12 protein-coding genes are annotated in these 19,030 nt (G+C 37.5%); 10 read left to right on the forward strand and 2 right to left on the reverse strand.

The window, feature by feature from the left end; all coding sequences use genetic code 11:
• Positions 1–203: 203 nt before the first annotated feature.
• The 9 genes from K348_RS0110930 (at position 204) to K348_RS0110970 (ending at position 15,615) form a co-directional block, all read left to right on the forward strand.
• On the forward strand, positions 204–1,262 hold the full coding sequence (locus K348_RS0110930; protein ID WP_029904999.1) for a class I fructose-bisphosphate aldolase: 1,059 nt from the start codon (positions 204–206) through the stop codon (positions 1,260–1,262).
• Between the two features lie 358 nt (positions 1,263–1,620).
• On the forward strand, positions 1,621–2,322 hold the full coding sequence (locus K348_RS0110935) for a hypothetical protein (protein WP_051697793.1): 702 nt from the start codon (positions 1,621–1,623) through the stop codon (positions 2,320–2,322).
• A 179-nt stretch (positions 2,323–2,501) separates the two neighbouring features.
• On the forward strand, positions 2,502–3,827 hold the full coding sequence (locus tag K348_RS0110940) for a TolC family protein (RefSeq protein ID WP_029905001.1): 1,326 nt from the start codon (positions 2,502–2,504) through the stop codon (positions 3,825–3,827).
• A gap of 23 nt (positions 3,828–3,850) precedes the next feature.
• A complete protein-coding gene (locus tag K348_RS0110945; protein ID WP_029905002.1) occupies positions 3,851–5,101 on the forward strand; it encodes an efflux RND transporter periplasmic adaptor subunit in 1,251 nt (416 codons plus the stop codon).
• A gap of 10 nt (positions 5,102–5,111) precedes the next feature.
• Positions 5,112–7,442, forward strand: a complete 2,331-nt coding sequence (locus tag K348_RS0110950; protein WP_029905003.1) for an ABC transporter permease — start codon at positions 5,112–5,114, stop codon at positions 7,440–7,442.
• Positions 7,443–7,453: 11 nt separating this feature from the next.
• Positions 7,454–9,790 carry an ABC transporter permease gene (locus K348_RS0110955; RefSeq protein WP_029905004.1) on the forward strand — a complete coding sequence of 779 codons (2,337 nt, stop codon included), beginning with the start codon at positions 7,454–7,456 and terminating at the stop codon, positions 9,788–9,790.
• A 28-nt stretch (positions 9,791–9,818) separates the two neighbouring features.
• A complete protein-coding gene (locus tag K348_RS0110960) occupies positions 9,819–10,499 on the forward strand; it encodes an ABC transporter ATP-binding protein (protein WP_029905005.1) in 681 nt (226 codons plus the stop codon).
• A 46-nt stretch (positions 10,500–10,545) separates the two neighbouring features.
• Positions 10,546–12,909, forward strand: coding sequence for an ABC transporter permease (locus K348_RS0110965; protein ID WP_029905006.1), 2,364 nt, complete (start codon positions 10,546–10,548; stop codon positions 12,907–12,909).
• Between the two features lie 312 nt (positions 12,910–13,221).
• Entirely contained in the window at positions 13,222–15,615 is a 2,394-nt protein-coding gene (locus K348_RS0110970; protein ID WP_029905007.1) for an ABC transporter permease, read from the forward strand.
• Between the two features lie 9 nt (positions 15,616–15,624).
• Here the strand turns inward: K348_RS0110970 and K348_RS0110975 are convergent, their stop codons facing one another.
• Positions 15,625–16,950: a PAS domain-containing sensor histidine kinase gene (locus K348_RS0110975; RefSeq protein ID WP_029905008.1), complete on the reverse strand. Its 1,326-nt coding sequence runs from the start codon at positions 16,948–16,950 to the stop codon at positions 15,625–15,627.
• Between the two features lie 6 nt (positions 16,951–16,956).
• Entirely contained in the window at positions 16,957–18,318 is a 1,362-nt protein-coding gene (locus K348_RS0110980; RefSeq protein WP_029905009.1) for a sigma-54 dependent transcriptional regulator, read from the reverse strand.
• Positions 18,319–18,455: 137 nt separating this feature from the next.
• On the opposite strand from K348_RS0110980, the gene K348_RS0110985 reads away from it, so the two are divergent.
• Positions 18,456–18,950 carry a DUF456 domain-containing protein gene (locus K348_RS0110985; RefSeq protein ID WP_029905010.1) on the forward strand — a complete coding sequence of 165 codons (495 nt, stop codon included), beginning with the start codon at positions 18,456–18,458 and terminating at the stop codon, positions 18,948–18,950.
• Positions 18,951–19,030: the final 80 nt, after the last annotated feature.

Genomic DNA, 19,030 nt, shown 5'->3' on the forward strand with positions numbered 1-19,030 from the left:
TAACAGAATATTTTAATTTTAAGGTTATTTTGAAACATTATAAATAAAAGATATATGTTAAAATATCTTTCCTTAAATATTTAAATATACGCCTTATTCAAAAACTAATATTCATCTGTTTTGTTCTAATATTAAATAGAAAGGAAATTTATAAACAATATATTATATATACTTAATTGTATGTATTTAAAACAATTGACATTATGGTAAATTCTAAAATTACAGAAATTCTTGGCGATCAGAGTGAATACTTACTGAACCACGTAAGCAAATCTATAGACAAATCGATGATTCATGCTCCCGAACCAAATTTCATAGATAATATATGGATTGATTCGGACAGGAATATCCCGACGCTGAACAATCTGCAAAGACTATTCGGACATGGACGCTTAGCCGATACAGGTTATCTGTCGATATTGCCTGTTGATCAGGATATCGAGCATACTGCAGGTGCGTCGTTTGCGCCGAACCCCATATATTTCGATTCCGAGAATATTGTAAAATTAGCCGTTGAAGCGGGATGTAGTGCGGTTGCATCCACCTATGGAATACTTGGCTCCGTAGCTAGAAAATATGCACATAAAATACCCTTTATCGTAAAAATAAACCATAATGAATTACTTACCTACCCTACGTCTTACGATCAGGTACTTTTCGGTACTATCAAAGAGGCATGGAATATGGGTGCAGCGGCAGTCGGAGCCACTATTTATTTCGGCTCGGAACAAAGCCGCAGGCAAATTGTAGATATCGCCAAAGCATTCGAGTATGCCCACGAACTGGGAATGGTAACCATATTGTGGTGTTACCTGCGCAACAGCGACTTCAAAAAAGACGGTGTCGATTATCACAGCGCTGCCGATCTCTCCAGTCAGGCAAACCATATAGGAGTAACAATAAAAGCGGATATAGTAAAGCAAAAGCTTCCTACTAATAACGGCGGATTCAAAGCGATCAACTTCTCTAAATGGGATGAGCGCATGTATAGCAAATTAGCTACCGATCACCCGATAGACCTTTGCCGCTATCAGGTAGCAAACGGATATATGGGACGTGTAGGTCTTATCAATTCGGGCGGTGAGTCTCACGGTGAATCAGACCTGAAAGATGCCGTATATACCGCTGTCGTAAACAAACGTGCAGGCGGTATGGGGCTGATCTGCGGACGTAAAGCATTCCAGCGACCAATGGATGAAGGCGTTGAACTTATACATGCTATACAGGATGTATATCTGGATAAAGAAATAAAATTAGCGTGAGCTAAGTTTAGTGTTTTTTATTATAGTTGCTGAAGATGTCCCTGCGCTCCCTGCGCGGGGCTTCTTTTTTATAGTCTTTCTTAATCGTCCCGGAAAGTCGCACCTTTGCAGCTTATACATAAAGCAACAAAATAAACAATGTAGAGTAAAATAAATAAAAAGCTTAAATTCATAAGAAGTGTAATTTTAGTTTGTAATATAGATGTCTCCACAACTTTAGACGTATAGTTTACGCCTTTTGTTTGATTTGTTCGCTTAGTTTATGTTATTTTTCAATTCATTATACTTTTACGCTTTCATTATCGTTTCTGATTAATAAAAGTTTATCTTTGGTAAAGACTAAATAATCGAATTAGCTATGAAAAGAATACTTAATATTTTATTTCTGCTGGTTATAGGATGTATATATGTTTATTCTACTCCTCAAGAACCCGATATACTTATTTATAACGGTAAGAAATATTATCTGAATAATTTTTATTTAGAAGAATTCTTTGCTGATAATCCAGAAAAAAGACCAAATTTTGAATCTCGGTGGACTTCTTTATGGAGAGGCTATGTTGCCACTTTTGAAATAGAAAATAATGAGTTGTTCTTAACCAAGATAGAAATAGATGTTTATCTCGAAGATGCAAAAAAGAATATCCTCAATGAAGTTTTCCCTGACTCTAAAAAAGTTAAGCTTGACTGGTTCACGGGTATTTTATGGGGAGGAAATGATAATAAAAAAAGACACCTTTCTTTTGAATATGATAATTACTGCATTTTTGAGATAGACAAGGGTAATATTGTAAAGGAAAAGAATCTATCTAAAAAGGACTATTACAAATTTAAGAAACAGCAGATTAAGGCGTTTGAGAAAACAGATGAATACAATAAATGCATAGAAAGCGTAAAAGATCAACATGTAAAACAGATACAAGAATTACGGGAATATGCCGTGAGTATAGGTGATTTGGAGTCGGCAAAGGATTACGGTAAATCTAAACTCTCTGACAAAGAAGCTAAAGAATTCATTCATTATAATATCTTTGGTTTTACTACAACTTTTATAGAGTAATTACCAACCCAGTACTGAAACGAAATATATATTTTTCTTACCATGTATCATATTTTAACAAGAGGTGTAAAATAATTTTACACTAACACTCTATTTTAAAAGCCTTAAACATTTAAATATAAACCGATTACAAATTATGGCATGAATTTCGTTCTTTTATAGAAAAAATCACGTAAACTATGAAATTTGTAATTATCCTCACCCTACTTATCCTTAGCCTGACAGCAACCGGTCAGGAAAAAAAATGGACGATGGACGAATGTATGAGATATGCCATAGAAAACAGTCCGAAGAAAAATAAACAAAATGCAGAAAACAGTATCTATCACCAAAATTACCTGGAAGCTATCGGTAAGTTATTACCCTCTCTGAGTGCCAATACCAATGTATCTTTCAACTTCGGACGTGGTCTGGATGCACAAACAAATACTTATACAGATATAAATTCCTTTAGTAATAATTATAGTTTATATACCTCTCTTGTTTTATTTGATGGTCTGGCAAATATCAATAAATTGAAAATGCAGAAGGTAAACAAGCTGATGGGTAAAGAAGACTTGCAGAAAACGAAAGATGATATTGCATACGAAACAATGGAGGCTTTTATTACTGTTGCTTACAATGAAGAATTGGTAAAACTAGCTGCACAACAATTGGAAGAAAGTTCCGCGAATGTAAGACAGGTAAAACGGATGGAAGAACTCGGAATGAAAGGTTCAGCCGATGTAGCCGAACTTGTAGCTAAAGAAGCTGCAGACAACTACAACTTGACCCGCAACAGGAATCTACTGACTATCAGCAATATATTATTGAAAGAAAAAATGAATTTTCCTATTGAAGAAGAATTGCATATTAAAAATGAAATGCAGGAAAATTTAATTGCCAAAACTGAAGAAACAGCAATATCAATATACGAAAAAGCAAAAGACTATAATCCGAAAGCCAAAGCTGCGGAAATGGCTTTCAAAGCTCAGCAATTATCATACAAAGCCACTAAAGGGACTTTCTTTCCGACCCTGTCCGCCGAAGCGGGAATTACTACAAACTTCTCCCGTTATATGGATGGGAGTGAGTATTCAGGCTTTAAGAATCAGATAAGGGACAAACGCGGACATTATGTAGGCCTTTCCCTTTCAATTCCTATATTTTCCGGATTCTCAAAATCATCGCAGGTAAAAAGAAGCAAGGCTCAAACAGTTATAGCACGTAACGAACGAGACGAAACCTTAAGGACTCTCTATAGCGAAATCGAGCAGGCTGTAACCGACATGAACGGGCAGGCCGACGAGTTCTTTCAGGCAAGGAAACAAACTGAGGCTATGGAAATAGCACACAATGTAAACCAGCGTAAATTTACAGAAGGACTCGTAAGCGCGATAGAACTACATACCAGCTCCAACCGCTTGTTACAGGCCAAAGTAGATGAAGTGAATGCACGCCTGAAATACGAACTCAAGCAGAAACTGGTAAACTATTACAAAGGCGAACCATTCATATCAGAATAATAAAAAACATAAAATATAAAACGATGGATATTCAATTAGAAAAGAAAAAAGGTCTGCGAAAAAAACACATTCCTTTCATTGCCGGAGGTATTTTTGTACTGATAGTTGTCGGATGGCTGATATTTGGAAATCATGCCGCACGGCTAAATGTAGAATCAGACAGAGTAACCGTAAAAGATGTTACAAAAGGCATGTTCAATGACTATATGCGCGTGCAGGGGCAGGTACAGCCTATCAATACTATCTACCTCAGTGCGGTAGAAGGTGGAATGGTAGAAGAGAAACTCATCGAAGAGGGCTCTACGGTACGTAAAGGCGACGTTATAGTCCGCCTGACAAACTCGATGTTAAGCCTGAACATTCTGGACAGTGAAGCCCAACTGGCTGAAAAACAAAACTTCCTTCGCAATACACAGGTATCTATGGAACAGGAAAAACTTAACTTGAGGAAAGAAAAGCTTCAGCTGGATATGGATGTGGCACGTATGAAAAGAAAGTATGAGCAATACAAACAACTATATGAAGAAAAACTTACTTCGAAAGAAGAATATCTGCAGGCAAAAGAAGAGTACGAATTAGCTGTTAATGGAAGCACTCTTGTAATGGAACGCCAAAAACAAGACTCTATATATCGTGGAATTCAAGTTAGCCAGATGGAAGAAAGTTTACATAATATGCGACAGAATCTGATATTGGTTCGTCAGCGTGTAGATAACCTCAATGTAAAAGCCCCTGTCGATGGACAACTTGGTATCCTCGACGTAGAAATAGGACAAACTGTGGGAACCGGTGAACGTATAGGCCAGATAAGTGTATTGTCCGATTACAAAGTGGAAGGTATGATCGACGAGCATTATATCGACCGTGTAAAAGTAGGATTGGATGCGACATTCGAACGTCAGGATAAGAACTTCGCCTTACGTGTAAGAAAAGTATATCCCGAGGTGCGCGACAAGCAATTTAAAACAGACTTCGTATTCGAAGGAGAACGCCCTGATAATATCCGTGCCGGACAAACATACGTTATCAGCCTGCAGCTAGGTGAGCCTGCTGAAGCTGTATTAATCCCACGCGGCCCATTTTACCAGACTACCGGCGGTCAATGGATATTCGTTGTTGTACCGGATGGCAACAAGGCAGTCAGACGTAATATAACAATAGGTCGTCAAAATCCTAACTACTACGAAGTAACAAGCGGTCTTGAGCCCGGAGAAAAAGTTATAACATCATCCTACGACGGGTATGGAGATATCCAAGAATTAATCTTAAAATAAATATAATGCTATGAACATCTTCAGATTATACAAACGTACCCGCTCTTTCCTGTGGGTTAATATAACAGGACTTGCGATCGGATTGGCTACGGCAATCATGCTGATTCTATTTATCACCAATGAATTAAGTTATGACGGGCATCTGGTTAATAAAGACCGGATTGTCAATCTGATAACCATATATGAAAGTAATGGGGCACAGCAAAAAACCGGTATCACTCTTCGTAAAGCATATAAAGAACTTCCGTCGAAAGTACCCGGAATTGAGGCTGCAGTACAAATATATGGTATAGAAACTGCAGAAGCCATTTATCAAAGTGAGCACTTTCAAAATATAAAGTTAGCATACATGGATCCGGAATTCTTCACTGTTTTTCCTATGAAGTTCATAGAAGGAACTCCACAAGAAGCATTAAAAGACATGCAATCGATAGTCCTCACCCGAAAAAAAGCAGAAATGATATTTGGGAGCACCGCCAATGCTATAGGAAAACCGATGAAAGTAGGATATGTAGATGGTATAGTTGCTGCTGTGGTTGAAGAAATCCCCATGAACACTCATTTTAGTATTGATGCAGCAGGAAGAATACCTCAGTTTATGGAAGAATATTACGGGGGACTGGAATTTATTACGTATTATCTGATAGATCCCAATGTTTCCAAAACTGAGGTGAGTGCCGCTATAGAAAAAGAATATACTGCCCTATTGGAGCCTTGGGCGGCAAATTTTAGTGCAAAAGCTTATGGTGTTACACAAAATGCTACCGATATATATATGTATTCCAAAGCCGAAAATCGTTTTTGGAAACGCGGCAGCATGACATTTATATGGTTATTGTCGGGATTGACCCTATTCATTCTGATTCTGGCCATTACTAACTTTATAAACCTGTTTATGGCTCAGGGAGAAACACGTATGAATGAAATAGGCATACGCAAAACAAACGGGGCGTTTATAAAAGATATTGTACAGCAGTTTTTTAAAGAAGTATCAACTATCGTACTCATAGCATTTGTTTTAGGATATATCATAGCAGTCATCTGTACACCATATTTTGGCGATCTGATCAGAAAGGATATCGATTTGGCTCAATTATTAAATCCTGTATTCATCTTATGCATTATAGGTCTTTTTTTAATTACAGTTGTGTTATCGGCATTCTATCCGGCATTTTATCTCAGCAAATTCAGCCCGTTGGAAATATTAGGCAAACGTATAAAATTCTCGAAGCGCAGACTTAATACCATTGTGGTCATTTTTCAATCGCTTGTAACAATTTGTCTTATTTCTTTCATTCTTGTAATCAGTAAGCAAACTTCTTATCTGCAAAATATAGCGTCAGGCTACAATCCTGAAGGAGTAATGAGTATGCCAGTGACTGAAAATATAGGTAAAAGTTTTCTGTCGGTAAAGAATGAATTACTCTCTCATCCGGAAGTCAAGATGGTAAGCGGAGCACATCATATTATTGGTGGTGGATGCAGCGGACAAACAATAGGATTATTAGATGATAAAGAAAAGAAATTTTCTATAAGGGAGTACAGGGTTATGCCGGAGTTAAGTGAGCTTATGGAATTCAAACTTAAAGAGGGAGAATTTTACAGAGAAAGTACCCCTGATAGTGTCAAACAAGTCGTACTAAATGAAGCTGCTATAAAAATGATGGGATTCACATATCCTGTTGTAGGCAAAATGGTCGATTACAGAGGTACTGCCGAAATAATCGGGGTCGTCGAGGATTTCTATTACGACAGTCCGGCAAATACTATAGAACCGATAATACTAACCCGTGTTGGCTGGCTGGGTCTCCTATATATAAAATTCGATGAAAGTTTAAGCCGCCGGGATGCCGAAGAATTAACCCTGACAACGCTCAGAAAATTCGACCCGGAGTTTTATCTAAATCCTACATGGAGCTCGGATATTTATAATGCAAAATTTGATGTAATCAAGACTCAGGCAAAAGTTATATCGATTGCTTCATTCCTGTCCATACTTATTGCCATGCTCGGATTGGTAGCCATGCACTTGTATACTACCATGCGCCGTACGAAAGAAATAGGAATTCGCAGGGTAAACGGAGCCAGCTCGGCAAATATATTTAAAATACTCAGTCGCGATATAATTATCTGGATATGCATTGCCGGAATAATAGCTATTCCTATCGTATACTATTATGCAACAGACTGGCTTAATAACTACACAAACCATGCAAATTTGGACTGGACTATATTTGTTTTACCTTTAGTGGTACAATGTATTATAGCCATTGCCGTCACTTCCGGTGTCAGTTGGCGTGCATTGTCCCAGAATCCTGTAGAAGCATTAAGAACTGATTAATATTTTCGATTATGAAATTTATATTAAGGAATTTTTTATACGTCCTCCGTCGTTTCAAATCGGCTACCATATTGAATATATTCGGTTTGTCGGTAGCATTCGCATCCTTCATGATAATCATGATGCAGGTGGATCACGACGTAAATTTCAATAAGAACGTTAAAGATTTTGACCGGATATTCCGGGCAGAGGTTGCTTATGAAAGTGGGGCACATACTGTTATAGCCCGCCCATTGGCCGAATTATTATTCGAGTCGTCGCCGGCTATTGTAGCCGGAACTTTTACAGATCCTGGTCCGGGTAATCGCCTCTTCAAAGTAACGGATAAAAACGGCACAAAGAATATTTTCCTCGAAAATTCATTTAAAGTATCAGAATTTTACGCCGATGTATTTCATTTCGATATGCTGGAAGGATCGGATAAAGCACTTAGCGAACCGAATAAATTGCTCATACCCGAATCTGTAGCAAAAAAAATATTCGGGGAACAATCGGCTTTAAACCAGCAAATGGAATCAGAAGAAAAGACAGTATATACCATTGGCGGTGTATTTAAAGATTTTCCTAAAAACTCTTCACTCCGTAATGTCATATATTATAAGATAGATGACAATGAAAATAAAGATAATTGGGGAAATCAGAATTATTCTGTATTTATACGCGTTTCTTCTCCGGAAGTAGTAACCGGATTGTTTGAAAATATGAAGAAAAAAATGCCGTCAGATATGATCAAGGATTTGCATAGTAGTAATATAAATTTACGGTTTACATCATTAGAGGAATCTTATTATATCAAAAACGTATCTTTCGACAGTTTTCCAAAATCGAGCCGTCAGACTATAGCTGTTTTATTTGCCATAGCATTTGTAATCGTTATTATAGCAGGCGTTAACTTTACCAATTTCAGCATGGCCCTTACCCCTGCACGTATCAAGAGCATCAATACTCAAAAGGTAATGGGTGCTACTACAACACAGTTGCGGCGGACTCTTCTTATCGAAGCCATATGTACAAGCTTGATAGCTTTTATTTTATCTATATTGCTGGTAAAACTTATAACATATACCCCTCTGACAGAGCTCCTGAATGCAGATATGAATCTATCCAATCAGATTCCTGTTATCTCAATATCTGCTGTACTTTCCCTGGGCATCGGTTTATTATCCGGCATTTATCCGGCATTCTATATGACATCGTTTCCACCCGCACTTGTACTGAAAGGCAGTTTCGGACTATCCGATAAAGGGAAGACGATGAGGAGTATCCTGATAGGGTTCCAGTTTGTAGCATCGCTCGCCCTTATCATAAGCGCGGGGCTGATGAATATGCAGAACCGGTTTATGCAAAATTCTCCTTTGGGATACGATAAAGAAGCGCTCATTATAGTAAACTCGAATAATAAATTAGTCGAAAATTGGGATTTGTTTAAGAACAAGATAAGAACATATTCCGAAATAGAGAACGCATCAAACGCTACAGCAGTTCTCGGAAGCGGGGAACATTATATGGGTTGGGGAAGAAAATACAAAGACAATGATATTAATTTTCAGTGTATACGTGTAGAATATGATTTCCTCGATATGATGGATATAGAAATAAAGGAAGGACGAAATTTTAGGCAGAGTGATTCTGATCTGAAACAAGGAGTATTCATCTTTAATGAAAGAGCAAAAAAAGAATTTAATCTGGAGCTGAACGCATGGGTTGACAGTACAGAGATTATAGGTTTCGTTCCCGATATAAAATTTACTTCGTTCCGTATCAGTGTCAATCCAATGGCCTTTTATGTAGATAAACATTTTACATGGTTTGCTTATGCATATATTAAAACAAAAAAGAATGCAAATCCTTATACTGCTATGGAACATGTAAAGAGCGCGCTGCAAACTGTCGATCCGGAATATCCTTACAATGTATATTTCTATGATGACGTATTCAACAGAACATATATAAAGGAAACGAATCTTTCCAAACTAATCACGACATTCAGTCTGATAGCCATACTTATATCTATAGTCGGGGTATTCGGCCTCGTTATCTTCGAAAGTGAATATAAACGTAAAGAAATAAGTATCCGTAAGGTATTGGGATCATCTATAAAAGAAATATTGATACTGTTCAACAAAACATATGTGAAAATACTTGCCATATGCTTTATTATCGCAGCGCCTATCGCCTATTATATCATCGATCGCTGGCTGGAGAACTTTGCATACCGTATGCCGATACCTTGGTGGGTATTTCCGGCAAGCGCAGTACTCATTTTCATTATAGTGGCAATAACCGTTACATGGCAAAGCTGGCGCACAGCCATATCAAATCCGGTAGATTCATTAAAGAACGAATAAAATAAAAAACAATTTAATACTTAATATTATGATACAGATTAACAATTTAAAGAAAGTATTCCGTACCGAAGAAGTAGAAACAATCGCACTAAACGGTATATCCATGAACGTTAGCAAAGGAGAGTTTATTGCTATTATGGGGCCTTCGGGTTGCGGTAAATCTACACTGCTTAATATCTTAGGCTTGCTGGATAATCCTACTTCGGGTCAATACTTGTTGGATAATAACGAAGTCGGTAACCTGAAAGAAAAGAACCGTACTCTAACCCGTAAAGGTAATATCGGATTCGTTTTCCAGAGTTTCAACCTAATTGAGGAAATGACCGTATTCGAAAATGTAGAGCTACCTCTTACATACCTCAAAATAAAAGCAACGGAAAGGAAGAAACGTGTGGAAGAAACATTGCACAAAATGAATATCAGTCATCGTGCCAGCCACTTTCCTAACCAGTTATCCGGTGGTCAGCAGCAGCGTGTAGCCATTGCCCGTGCAGTCGTAGCCAATCCGAAACTGATACTTGCCGATGAGCCTACAGGTAATCTGGACTCTAAAAACGGTAAGGATGTAATGGATCTGCTTACGGAACTCAACAGAGAAGGTGCTACTATCGTAATGGTAACACACTCACAGCATGACGCATCATTTGCACACCGTATAGTCAATTTGTTCGACGGACAGATTGTAACTGAGGTAGAAAGCATGATGTAATCTAATATTTTATTTGTTTCCATTATAAATCACCTATTTGCCGGTTATGTATAGCATACTAAAAACTTCTTTAAATACAATAAAACGATTCCGGATAGCAAGTATATTCAATATACTGGGGTTGAGTGTGGCATTTGCAGTATTCATTGTGATAATGATTCAGGTTCACTATGAGTATAATTTTGACAAGTCTTACCCCGAGTCCGAATGTATTTTCCGGGCTGATATTCCCGGTGAAGATATATTCTCGGTAATCATGCCTCGTCCATTTGTGGAAGCTATAATCACTTCTTCTCCACATATAAAAGCAGGAACTCTCATCTTTCCTTATAATGGAGATATATACATAACCATAGATGATAATGGAAATAAAAAAGGTTTCAAACAGCCCTTTGCAACTTGTAGTCCGGCCCTCACACATGTGTTCGGCTTCGAGATGACAGAGGGCGATATGGATTGCCTAAAAAATCCCGATCATGTGATTATACCTCAAAGTATGGCTTATACCTTGTTTGGTAAGACGACAGCTGTTGGTGAAGCTATCACTTGTGAAGGAGTTGTATGGACTAAAGATCGTAAGGATTTAATTGTGGGAGGGGTTTATAAAGATTTACCACAGAATTCTCAATTGAATAATGTGATTTATACAGCCATAGACCCTGAGTATCAAATTAATTATTGGGAAGCAAGTAATTTTCTATGTTATTTACTACTTGATAATAAAGATGCGGCCGAAAGTGTTACTGATAATTTCAATAAAAATTTCGATTTTTCCAAAGTAAGTTGGGACGATGCGAAAAAGAGAATTCAGTTGACGCCTATAACAGATATATACTTTAAGAACGAATTCCAGGATGGAAATCTTCTAAAATGCGGAGATAGACAATCTACCGATATTATCTTTTATATTGCATTACTGGTAATAGCCATTGCCGCTATTAATTTTATGAATTTCAGCACAGCTTTGGCTCCCCGGCGTATCAAAAGCATAAACACACAAAAAATACTGGGTTGTCCCACACCTTTGATAAGATTGGCACTCATATCGGAAGCTGTAGCTATTGCTTTTGTTTCCTATCTTATTGCCATTGCTTATGTATTTGTATTAAGCAGGGCCAATCTTCTTCCCTTTATCAATGCAGATATCAGTCCCGATAACAATCTGCTGTTAATTGGCATAGCCGGATTGATAGCAATAGTAACCGGTATTTTATCAGGCTTATACCCATCTTTTTATATGACATCTTTCTCTCCGGCATTAGCTGTTAAAGGTGATTTTGGTGTATCGCCTACTGGAAAGAGATTAAGGATAGTACTGATTGGATTCCAGTTTATCATATCCATGGCCCTGATTATAGCCGCCTCTTTTATATGGGCACAAAGTAAATATATGCAGAATTATTCTATAGGTTTTGATAAAGACCAAATTGCTATAGTGGAACTTAATGAAAATATTTTCACAAACTCCAGAAGCACCTATGAAAATGAATTGAAAGAATATGCAGGCATTGAAGATGTAGCTTTCTCCAATCAGAAATTAGGATCGGGTGATTCGTATTCTACTTCCGGTATAACTTATAATGAAGAGACCTTCCCCACTTTTGTAATAAATATTTCTTATAATTTCATGAAAGTCATGGGTATACCTCTTATCGAAGGCCGGGATCCGTTACCAGCAGATGAAACCAGTGAAAAAAACATCTTTTTGGTTAACAAAAATATCCATGATAAATTCGGAGTAATTTCAACACCATCTATCAATATTTTCGGAAGAGAATCTTCCATTATCGGAGTTACAGGAGACGTTAAATTCACCTCCCTGCGTAAAGAACGTGACAATATAATATTTATGACGAATATCCGATATCCATTGACGGTTTCATATGTGCGGATCAATTCAGGGGCAGATCATTTTGCTGCAGTTGAGCATATCCGGAAGACTTTGAAAAAAATCGACCCTACTTTTCCTTTCAAGGTTGAATTCTACGATTCCGTGTTTGACCAACTATATAAGAAAGAGGAAAACTTTCGTAAAATGATCACTATATTTTGCTTCTTTGCGATCCTTATATCTATAGTCGGAGTATTCGGACTTGTTATTTTCGAAACAGAATACAGGCGCAAAGAAATAAGTATCCGTAAAGTATTCGGTGCAGAGACAAATAATGTACTGAGCATGTTCAATATGGTATACGTCAAGATTCTGCTTATCTGCTTTGTTATAGCCGTTCCCATAGTCTATTATTTTATTAATGATTGGTTGAAAAACTTTGTATATAAAACACCTGTCTATTGGTGGATATTTGCTATAAGCGGACTTATAATTTTTGTTGTAACCTTATCTGTTGTGACTTTTCAGAGTTGGCGTGCTGCAACAGCAAATCCGGCTAAAGCATTGAAAGACGAGTAAAAAATGCAACACTAACCAATTAACATCCGGTTAATAATACAAATCAATGATTTAAAGAATCGTATTTTAAAGTGTGTAAACAAGGAAAAGTTTATTTTAATATGGCAATATCGCAAAATACCTAAAACTGAATAATCATTCTATAGACAAAACTTTCGTGCTCTTGTCTATAGGCCGTCCTATACAAAATGAATAATTTAATTTCCGGGTGATAGTAACTGTAAAGGAGTATTCGGATATAAAGTATTTATATTTTAAGCCTTTAACCGATACTCCTTTCTTTAAGAACAACAATGTAAAATTAAATATAATATGCGTCAAATTCCGTTTGTAATCCGCCGTTTTACCAAGAGTAAGAGCCTACGTTTCATCAATTTTCTAGGACTTGCTCTGTTGTTTGCTTGTGTACTTGTTTCCTATACATACATCCAGCGTGAACTTAGTTTCGATAAGTTTTACAAGAATGCCGACCGTATTGCCCGCCTGACATTGTCTTTAGATGATAATATAGCTGACGGACGTATATATAAACCTTCTATCAGGCAGATATGGCAGGATATTCCCGCAGTAGAAGACGCACTACATCTGGAAAAGGTAAATTCCTCTCTTCTGAATCATAAAGGGGAGAAGCATGTGCTCAATACTCTCTTCTTCGCAAGCAAGAACTTATTGGATATACTTGATATTCCTATAGTTGCAGGTAGCAGCAGAGAGGCCTTCGACATGCCCGAAAGTGTAATAATAAGTGAACGGTTGGCTAAGCAGGTATTCGGAAGAACGGATATCGTCGGAGAAGAAATAGAACTGAGCAGCAGACGCCTGCCAGGAAAAATATATTTTGTAAGCGGTGTATACAAAGATATGCCCGAGAATACACATTTCCATGCCGATATAATAGCCCGCAACGACAGCTTCGACGATTCTTTCCGATACCGCTATATATACCTGTTGATGAAAGACGGATACAATGTAAAAGATACTCAGGCAAAACTGACCGATAATTATATAAAGCTCAACCCCGAAGATATTAAGCCGCAGATCGGCCTGATGCCGATGACCGACATTCATCTTCACAGCCACCTGTTGCGTGAACTGGAACCGAACGGAAATATATATTACATATATCTGATAGCGGGAATAAATTTACTTTTATTTATAATCGTATTATTCAATTTGTGGCTCAATTCGAATGTTATATTTTCGTACAACAAGCGTTATTATCAATTCCTGAGGATGAACGGGGCTTCATCTGCCATTGTTGTAAAAGATGAACTATTCATTTCACTGTTTCTTTCGCTGGCAGCAATATTAACGGCAAAAATCTTATCTGTTTTTATAGGAAACTATTTCGGGATTTCATTCAATATGATACCTGTATCAGAAGAGATTCTCTTGTCGCTGTTATTTATTTTATTTACGTCCTTTGTTTCATTACTTCCTGTTTTTGTAAATATGTCTGCTACCATGTTTACCAACGAACAGGCAGACTTGCGACAGGCGCGTTTCTCTATATCTAATGTAAAATATATGCTGGTAGTACAATACAGCATCGTATTATTTATCATAATTGTAGGAATCGGTATAATTAATCAGATGTCACTTATCCGTAATACGCAGCTAGGAGGAAATGACAATAATATCATCGTGTTCAACGAACAACCGCAAGAGGTTATAAGAAATTATATTCCTTTCCGTAACGAATTGCTTAAGCATAGCGAAATTGAATCTGTAACGGCTGCCATGCAACTACCGGGATCGGCGGTTCGCGATATGATAGGTATTACTATGGAGGGTAAAGAACAGATATATTTACCTACATTAGTTGTCGGAGAAGATTTTCTGTCATCATTCGATATCAAACCAATTGCAGGGGTATCTTTCCCTCCTATGCAACTTTCCTATATCGAAGAAGAAAAATTAATGGAAGAAAGAAGAGGAAATAATGATTTCAAATCTAATATTAAAGACAACCTTATCATCAATAAAAAGGCGTTAGCTTCATTAGGTTTTTCTTCTCCCGAAGATGCCATAGGCAAGGAAGTAAAACTATCGCATGGTGTACTCGATTATTTCCCGACAGGTACAATCTGCGGTGTTGTAGATAATTTTACTTATACAAACGTATATGAGGAATCAATACCTATGGTAATACTTCAGCGAAATATGTTTATGAATTGTTTTATTGTGAATTTCGCACCGCAACGCGAAAAAGAAGCTAAAGCAATAACAGAAGCCGTCTGGGCTGAAATCAATCCGGATTACCCGGTCAATTTTACTTTTCTCTCCGATTCATATAAATTGTTGTATACGAATGAGATTAATGCCGAGAAAGTGGTTTCATTCTTCTCTATGCTCTCTTTTATCATAACCATACTTGGTCTTATCACATTCATGGCTTTCATGATAAAAAACCGCCTGAAAGAAATAAGCATCCGTAAAGTAAACGGCGCCACAAACAATGAAATAGTGTATATGCTTAATCTTGGACTATTGAAATGGGTATTATTATCTTTTGTTATCGCCATGCCGGCCGCATGGTACGTAACAAAACTGTGGCTAGAAAATTTTGCATACCAGACAACTTTATACTGGTGGATATTTTTAATGTCAGGACTGATCGTGTTCTTGATATCCTTTATGGCTATCAGTTATCAGAGCCTGAGAGCTTCGAATGTAAATCCTGCTAAAATACTGAAAGGAGATTGATACTGCAGATTAGAATATCATGCTGAATACAGTCCATCCATCTTTGGTATAATGCTTGAGATTGCCGCCATGCAGGCGCATTATATAGCGGGAAATGCTTAAACCTATACCTGTACCTGTATCCTTAGTAGTAAAAAACGGAATAAAAATACTCGATACCACTTCGGGTGGTATCGGGCTTCCGTTATTCGAAACATCTATATGTGTCCGGTCGCCTGTATGGTTGATATTAATTCTTATTTCTCTTTCTTTATCGGTGTCCAGTGCTTCTATAGCATTTTTCACCAGATTAACCAAGACCTGTGTTATCTGAGATTCATCAGCATTTATTACTGCTGACGGCATATCAGAAGTGATATTCAAATTGACGCCCTTTTCTTCCATAGCCGACATCTCAAGGCTCACAACGTTCTCTACTATAGGTAGCAGGTCTATTTCTCTCAGTTCAGGTTTAGGAACCCCGGTAAATTTTCGATACGACTGTACAAATACCATCAATCCTTTAGCTGTAGAACTTATTGTTTCCAATGCATCAACTGTATTTTCGCGTAGTTCGTCATCCTGATTTGCTTCAGCCATTTTGTAAGAGAACAAAAGAGTGTCGGTTAGAGAAGTAATCGGCGCTATTGAGTTCATTATCTCATGGGTCATAACACGTATCAGTTTCACCCACGATTCCATTTCCTTTGCTTCGAGTTCATTACCGATGCTGTTTAATGAAATGATTCTCAATGTACCGAGCTTCAATGTTATTTTGGAAACCCTAAGGCTTATTTCTTTTTCTTCCCGCTCGTTTGCTATTTTTATCGTTTTATTATCGTTGACGTCAAGATCTCGGAATAACTCCGGCAATGTTTCGTCCAACACTTTAAGTTGTTTCAAATGTGTCAGGACAGGCATACCGAGAATATCGTTAATCGCCCGGTTTGTTGTCAGTATATTATTATGCTGATCCAGTATAATGATGCCTGTAGGTACGCTCTCGACAATGAGGCTGAGGAATTTTTCATTCTCAATTACTTCCTTGCGCGCCTTTGTTAGTATGTCCTTGATGCGGTTCATCATTCTATTCAATTCCTCTTCGCGCTTCGACATTTTTGTTTCGGCAAAATTGAAGGAATAATCTCCGTTATCGAGAGCATTCAACAGGAAAAGAATATTCTGATTGAATTTACTGTAATTCTTATATATCCTGTTAAGGCAAAATATCATAATGAGGATACACAATGGCCCATATATATATTCCTGTATTATAAAACAGAAAGTAGCTGCAGCTGTAAAAAGAATCAGCAAACATATATATGTTATCAGCCTGTATTCAATGGATCTAAACATATTCTATTAAGATAATCCGTATTTTTTCATTTTATTATACAATGTAGGTCGTGTGATACCCAGTTCGGCAGCAATAGCAGATATATTTTTATCATACTTGTTTAAAGCCTTATCGATAAGTATCTTTTCCATTTCTTCCAATGTAATGGATTCTATGATAGCTGTACGGTCTTCTGTTATTCTCAGGTAGAAGTCTGATGCCTGCAATTCCGAACCGTCAGAAAGTATAACCGCTTTCTCAATAGCATGCTCGAGCTCGCGGACATTTCCCGGCCATGTATAATTTTCAAGTTTGGCTATAGCCTTATCGCTGAAAGTTAATCCTTTTTTATTGTATTTCTTCGCAAACCGTGCTAAAAAGAAATTTGCCAGTAAGGGTATATCTTCCTTACGGTTTCTCAAAGCCGGAACTTCGATTTGTATAGTATCGAGGCGGTATAGTAAGTCTTCCCTGAATTCGCCACTTCTTACAGATTCGTGCAAATCTCTGTTGGTTGCACTTACCAGCCGTATATCCACCGGAATAGGTTTGTTGCTCCCTACCCTCACTATTTTACGCGATTGTAAAGCGGTAAGTAACTTAGCCTGTAAAATATAGCTTAAATTCCCTATCTCGTCCAGAAATAATGTACCCTTATCAGCAGCTTCGAATTTTCCGGCACGGTCTGCACGGGCATCAGTAAAGGAACCTTTTACATGTCCGAATAGTTCACTTTCGAATAAAGTTTCCGTGATAGCACCCATGTCCACACTTACCAGTGTTTCATTCGAACGCATAGATAACTGATGTATCTTTCGGGCTATAAGTTCCTTACCCGTACCGTTTTCCCCTGTAATAAGTACATTTGCATCCGTTTTAGCAACCTTTTCTATCATCGACAGCAACCGCTGCATAGCATCCGATTGCCCCCAGCAAACATCGGAATCTTTTGTTAATTCCGAGTTCAGGATATCTTGCTTCTCTTTCAGTTTCTTTACTTCTTTCCTTGATTGGCGAAGAGCAAGTGCCGATTGCAATGTGGCTAGTAGTTTTGCATTATCCCATGGTTTTACGACAAAATCGCTGGCACCTTCCTTTAATGCTTTTACGGCCAGTTCTATATCGGCATACGCTGTAAACAGGACAACAGGAATTTCAGCATCCAATTTCTTTACTTCCGACAACCAGTATAATCCCTCATTACCCGTATTTATACCTGCTGAATAATTCATATCCAACAGCACTATATCAGGATTCTTCTCTCTCATCATAGAGATAAGCATATTAGGGGATGATAGCAGAATAACTTCTTCGAAATAATTGTTCAGAAGAATACGCAAGGCACTTAGTACGTTTTTGTTATCATCTACGATAAGGATACTTCCCATTTTCATTTTATAGTCAATTAGTGTACTTACAAATATAGAGAAAAGTTCTCATTCCGTCTATGTTACAGCCCTTACTTTTCCCGAATATCTGCTTTATAAAAGACTTAAGTCCTTATCTTTGCATAAACCGTAATATTATGGATATCGATATTATACTTCTAATTGCAGGCGCTATACTCATAATTCTGGGTATAGCAGGCTGTATTCTTCCCGTGTTGCCCGGTGTACCATTAAGCTATGCCGGAATATTTCTTATGCACCTGACCTCCAAAGTTGAGTTCTCCGTTCAGTTTCTTGTTTTATGGGCTATTGTAGTTATTATAGTACAAATACTGGACTTCTATATTCCGGTGTGGGGCACTCAAAAGTTTGGAGGTGGCAAAAAAGGTATTTGGGGAAGTGCTGTAGGCGTCATATTCGGGCTATTTTTTCTTCAACCTTTCGGCATCATTATTTTTCCATTTGTTGGTGCAGTCATCGGAGAACTTATAGATGAAAAAGAATTTAAAGTAGCATTAAAAGCGGGATTTGGAGCCTTTTTAGGATTTATGGCAGGTACAATTATCAAACTAGTTGTTGCTTTTATCTTAGCATTTTATTTTTTCAAGGAGCTATTTACGATTATATTCTAATTAATGAGATTAACACACAGCCTCAAATGTTAATTAACAATTAAATTCTCTTAATAGAGGAAACGATTCCTATATTTGTA

This window comes from Prevotella sp. 10(H) (assembly GCF_000711235.1).
In the GTDB taxonomy this organism is placed as follows: Bacteria; Bacteroidota; Bacteroidia; order Bacteroidales; family Dysgonomonadaceae; genus Dysgonomonas.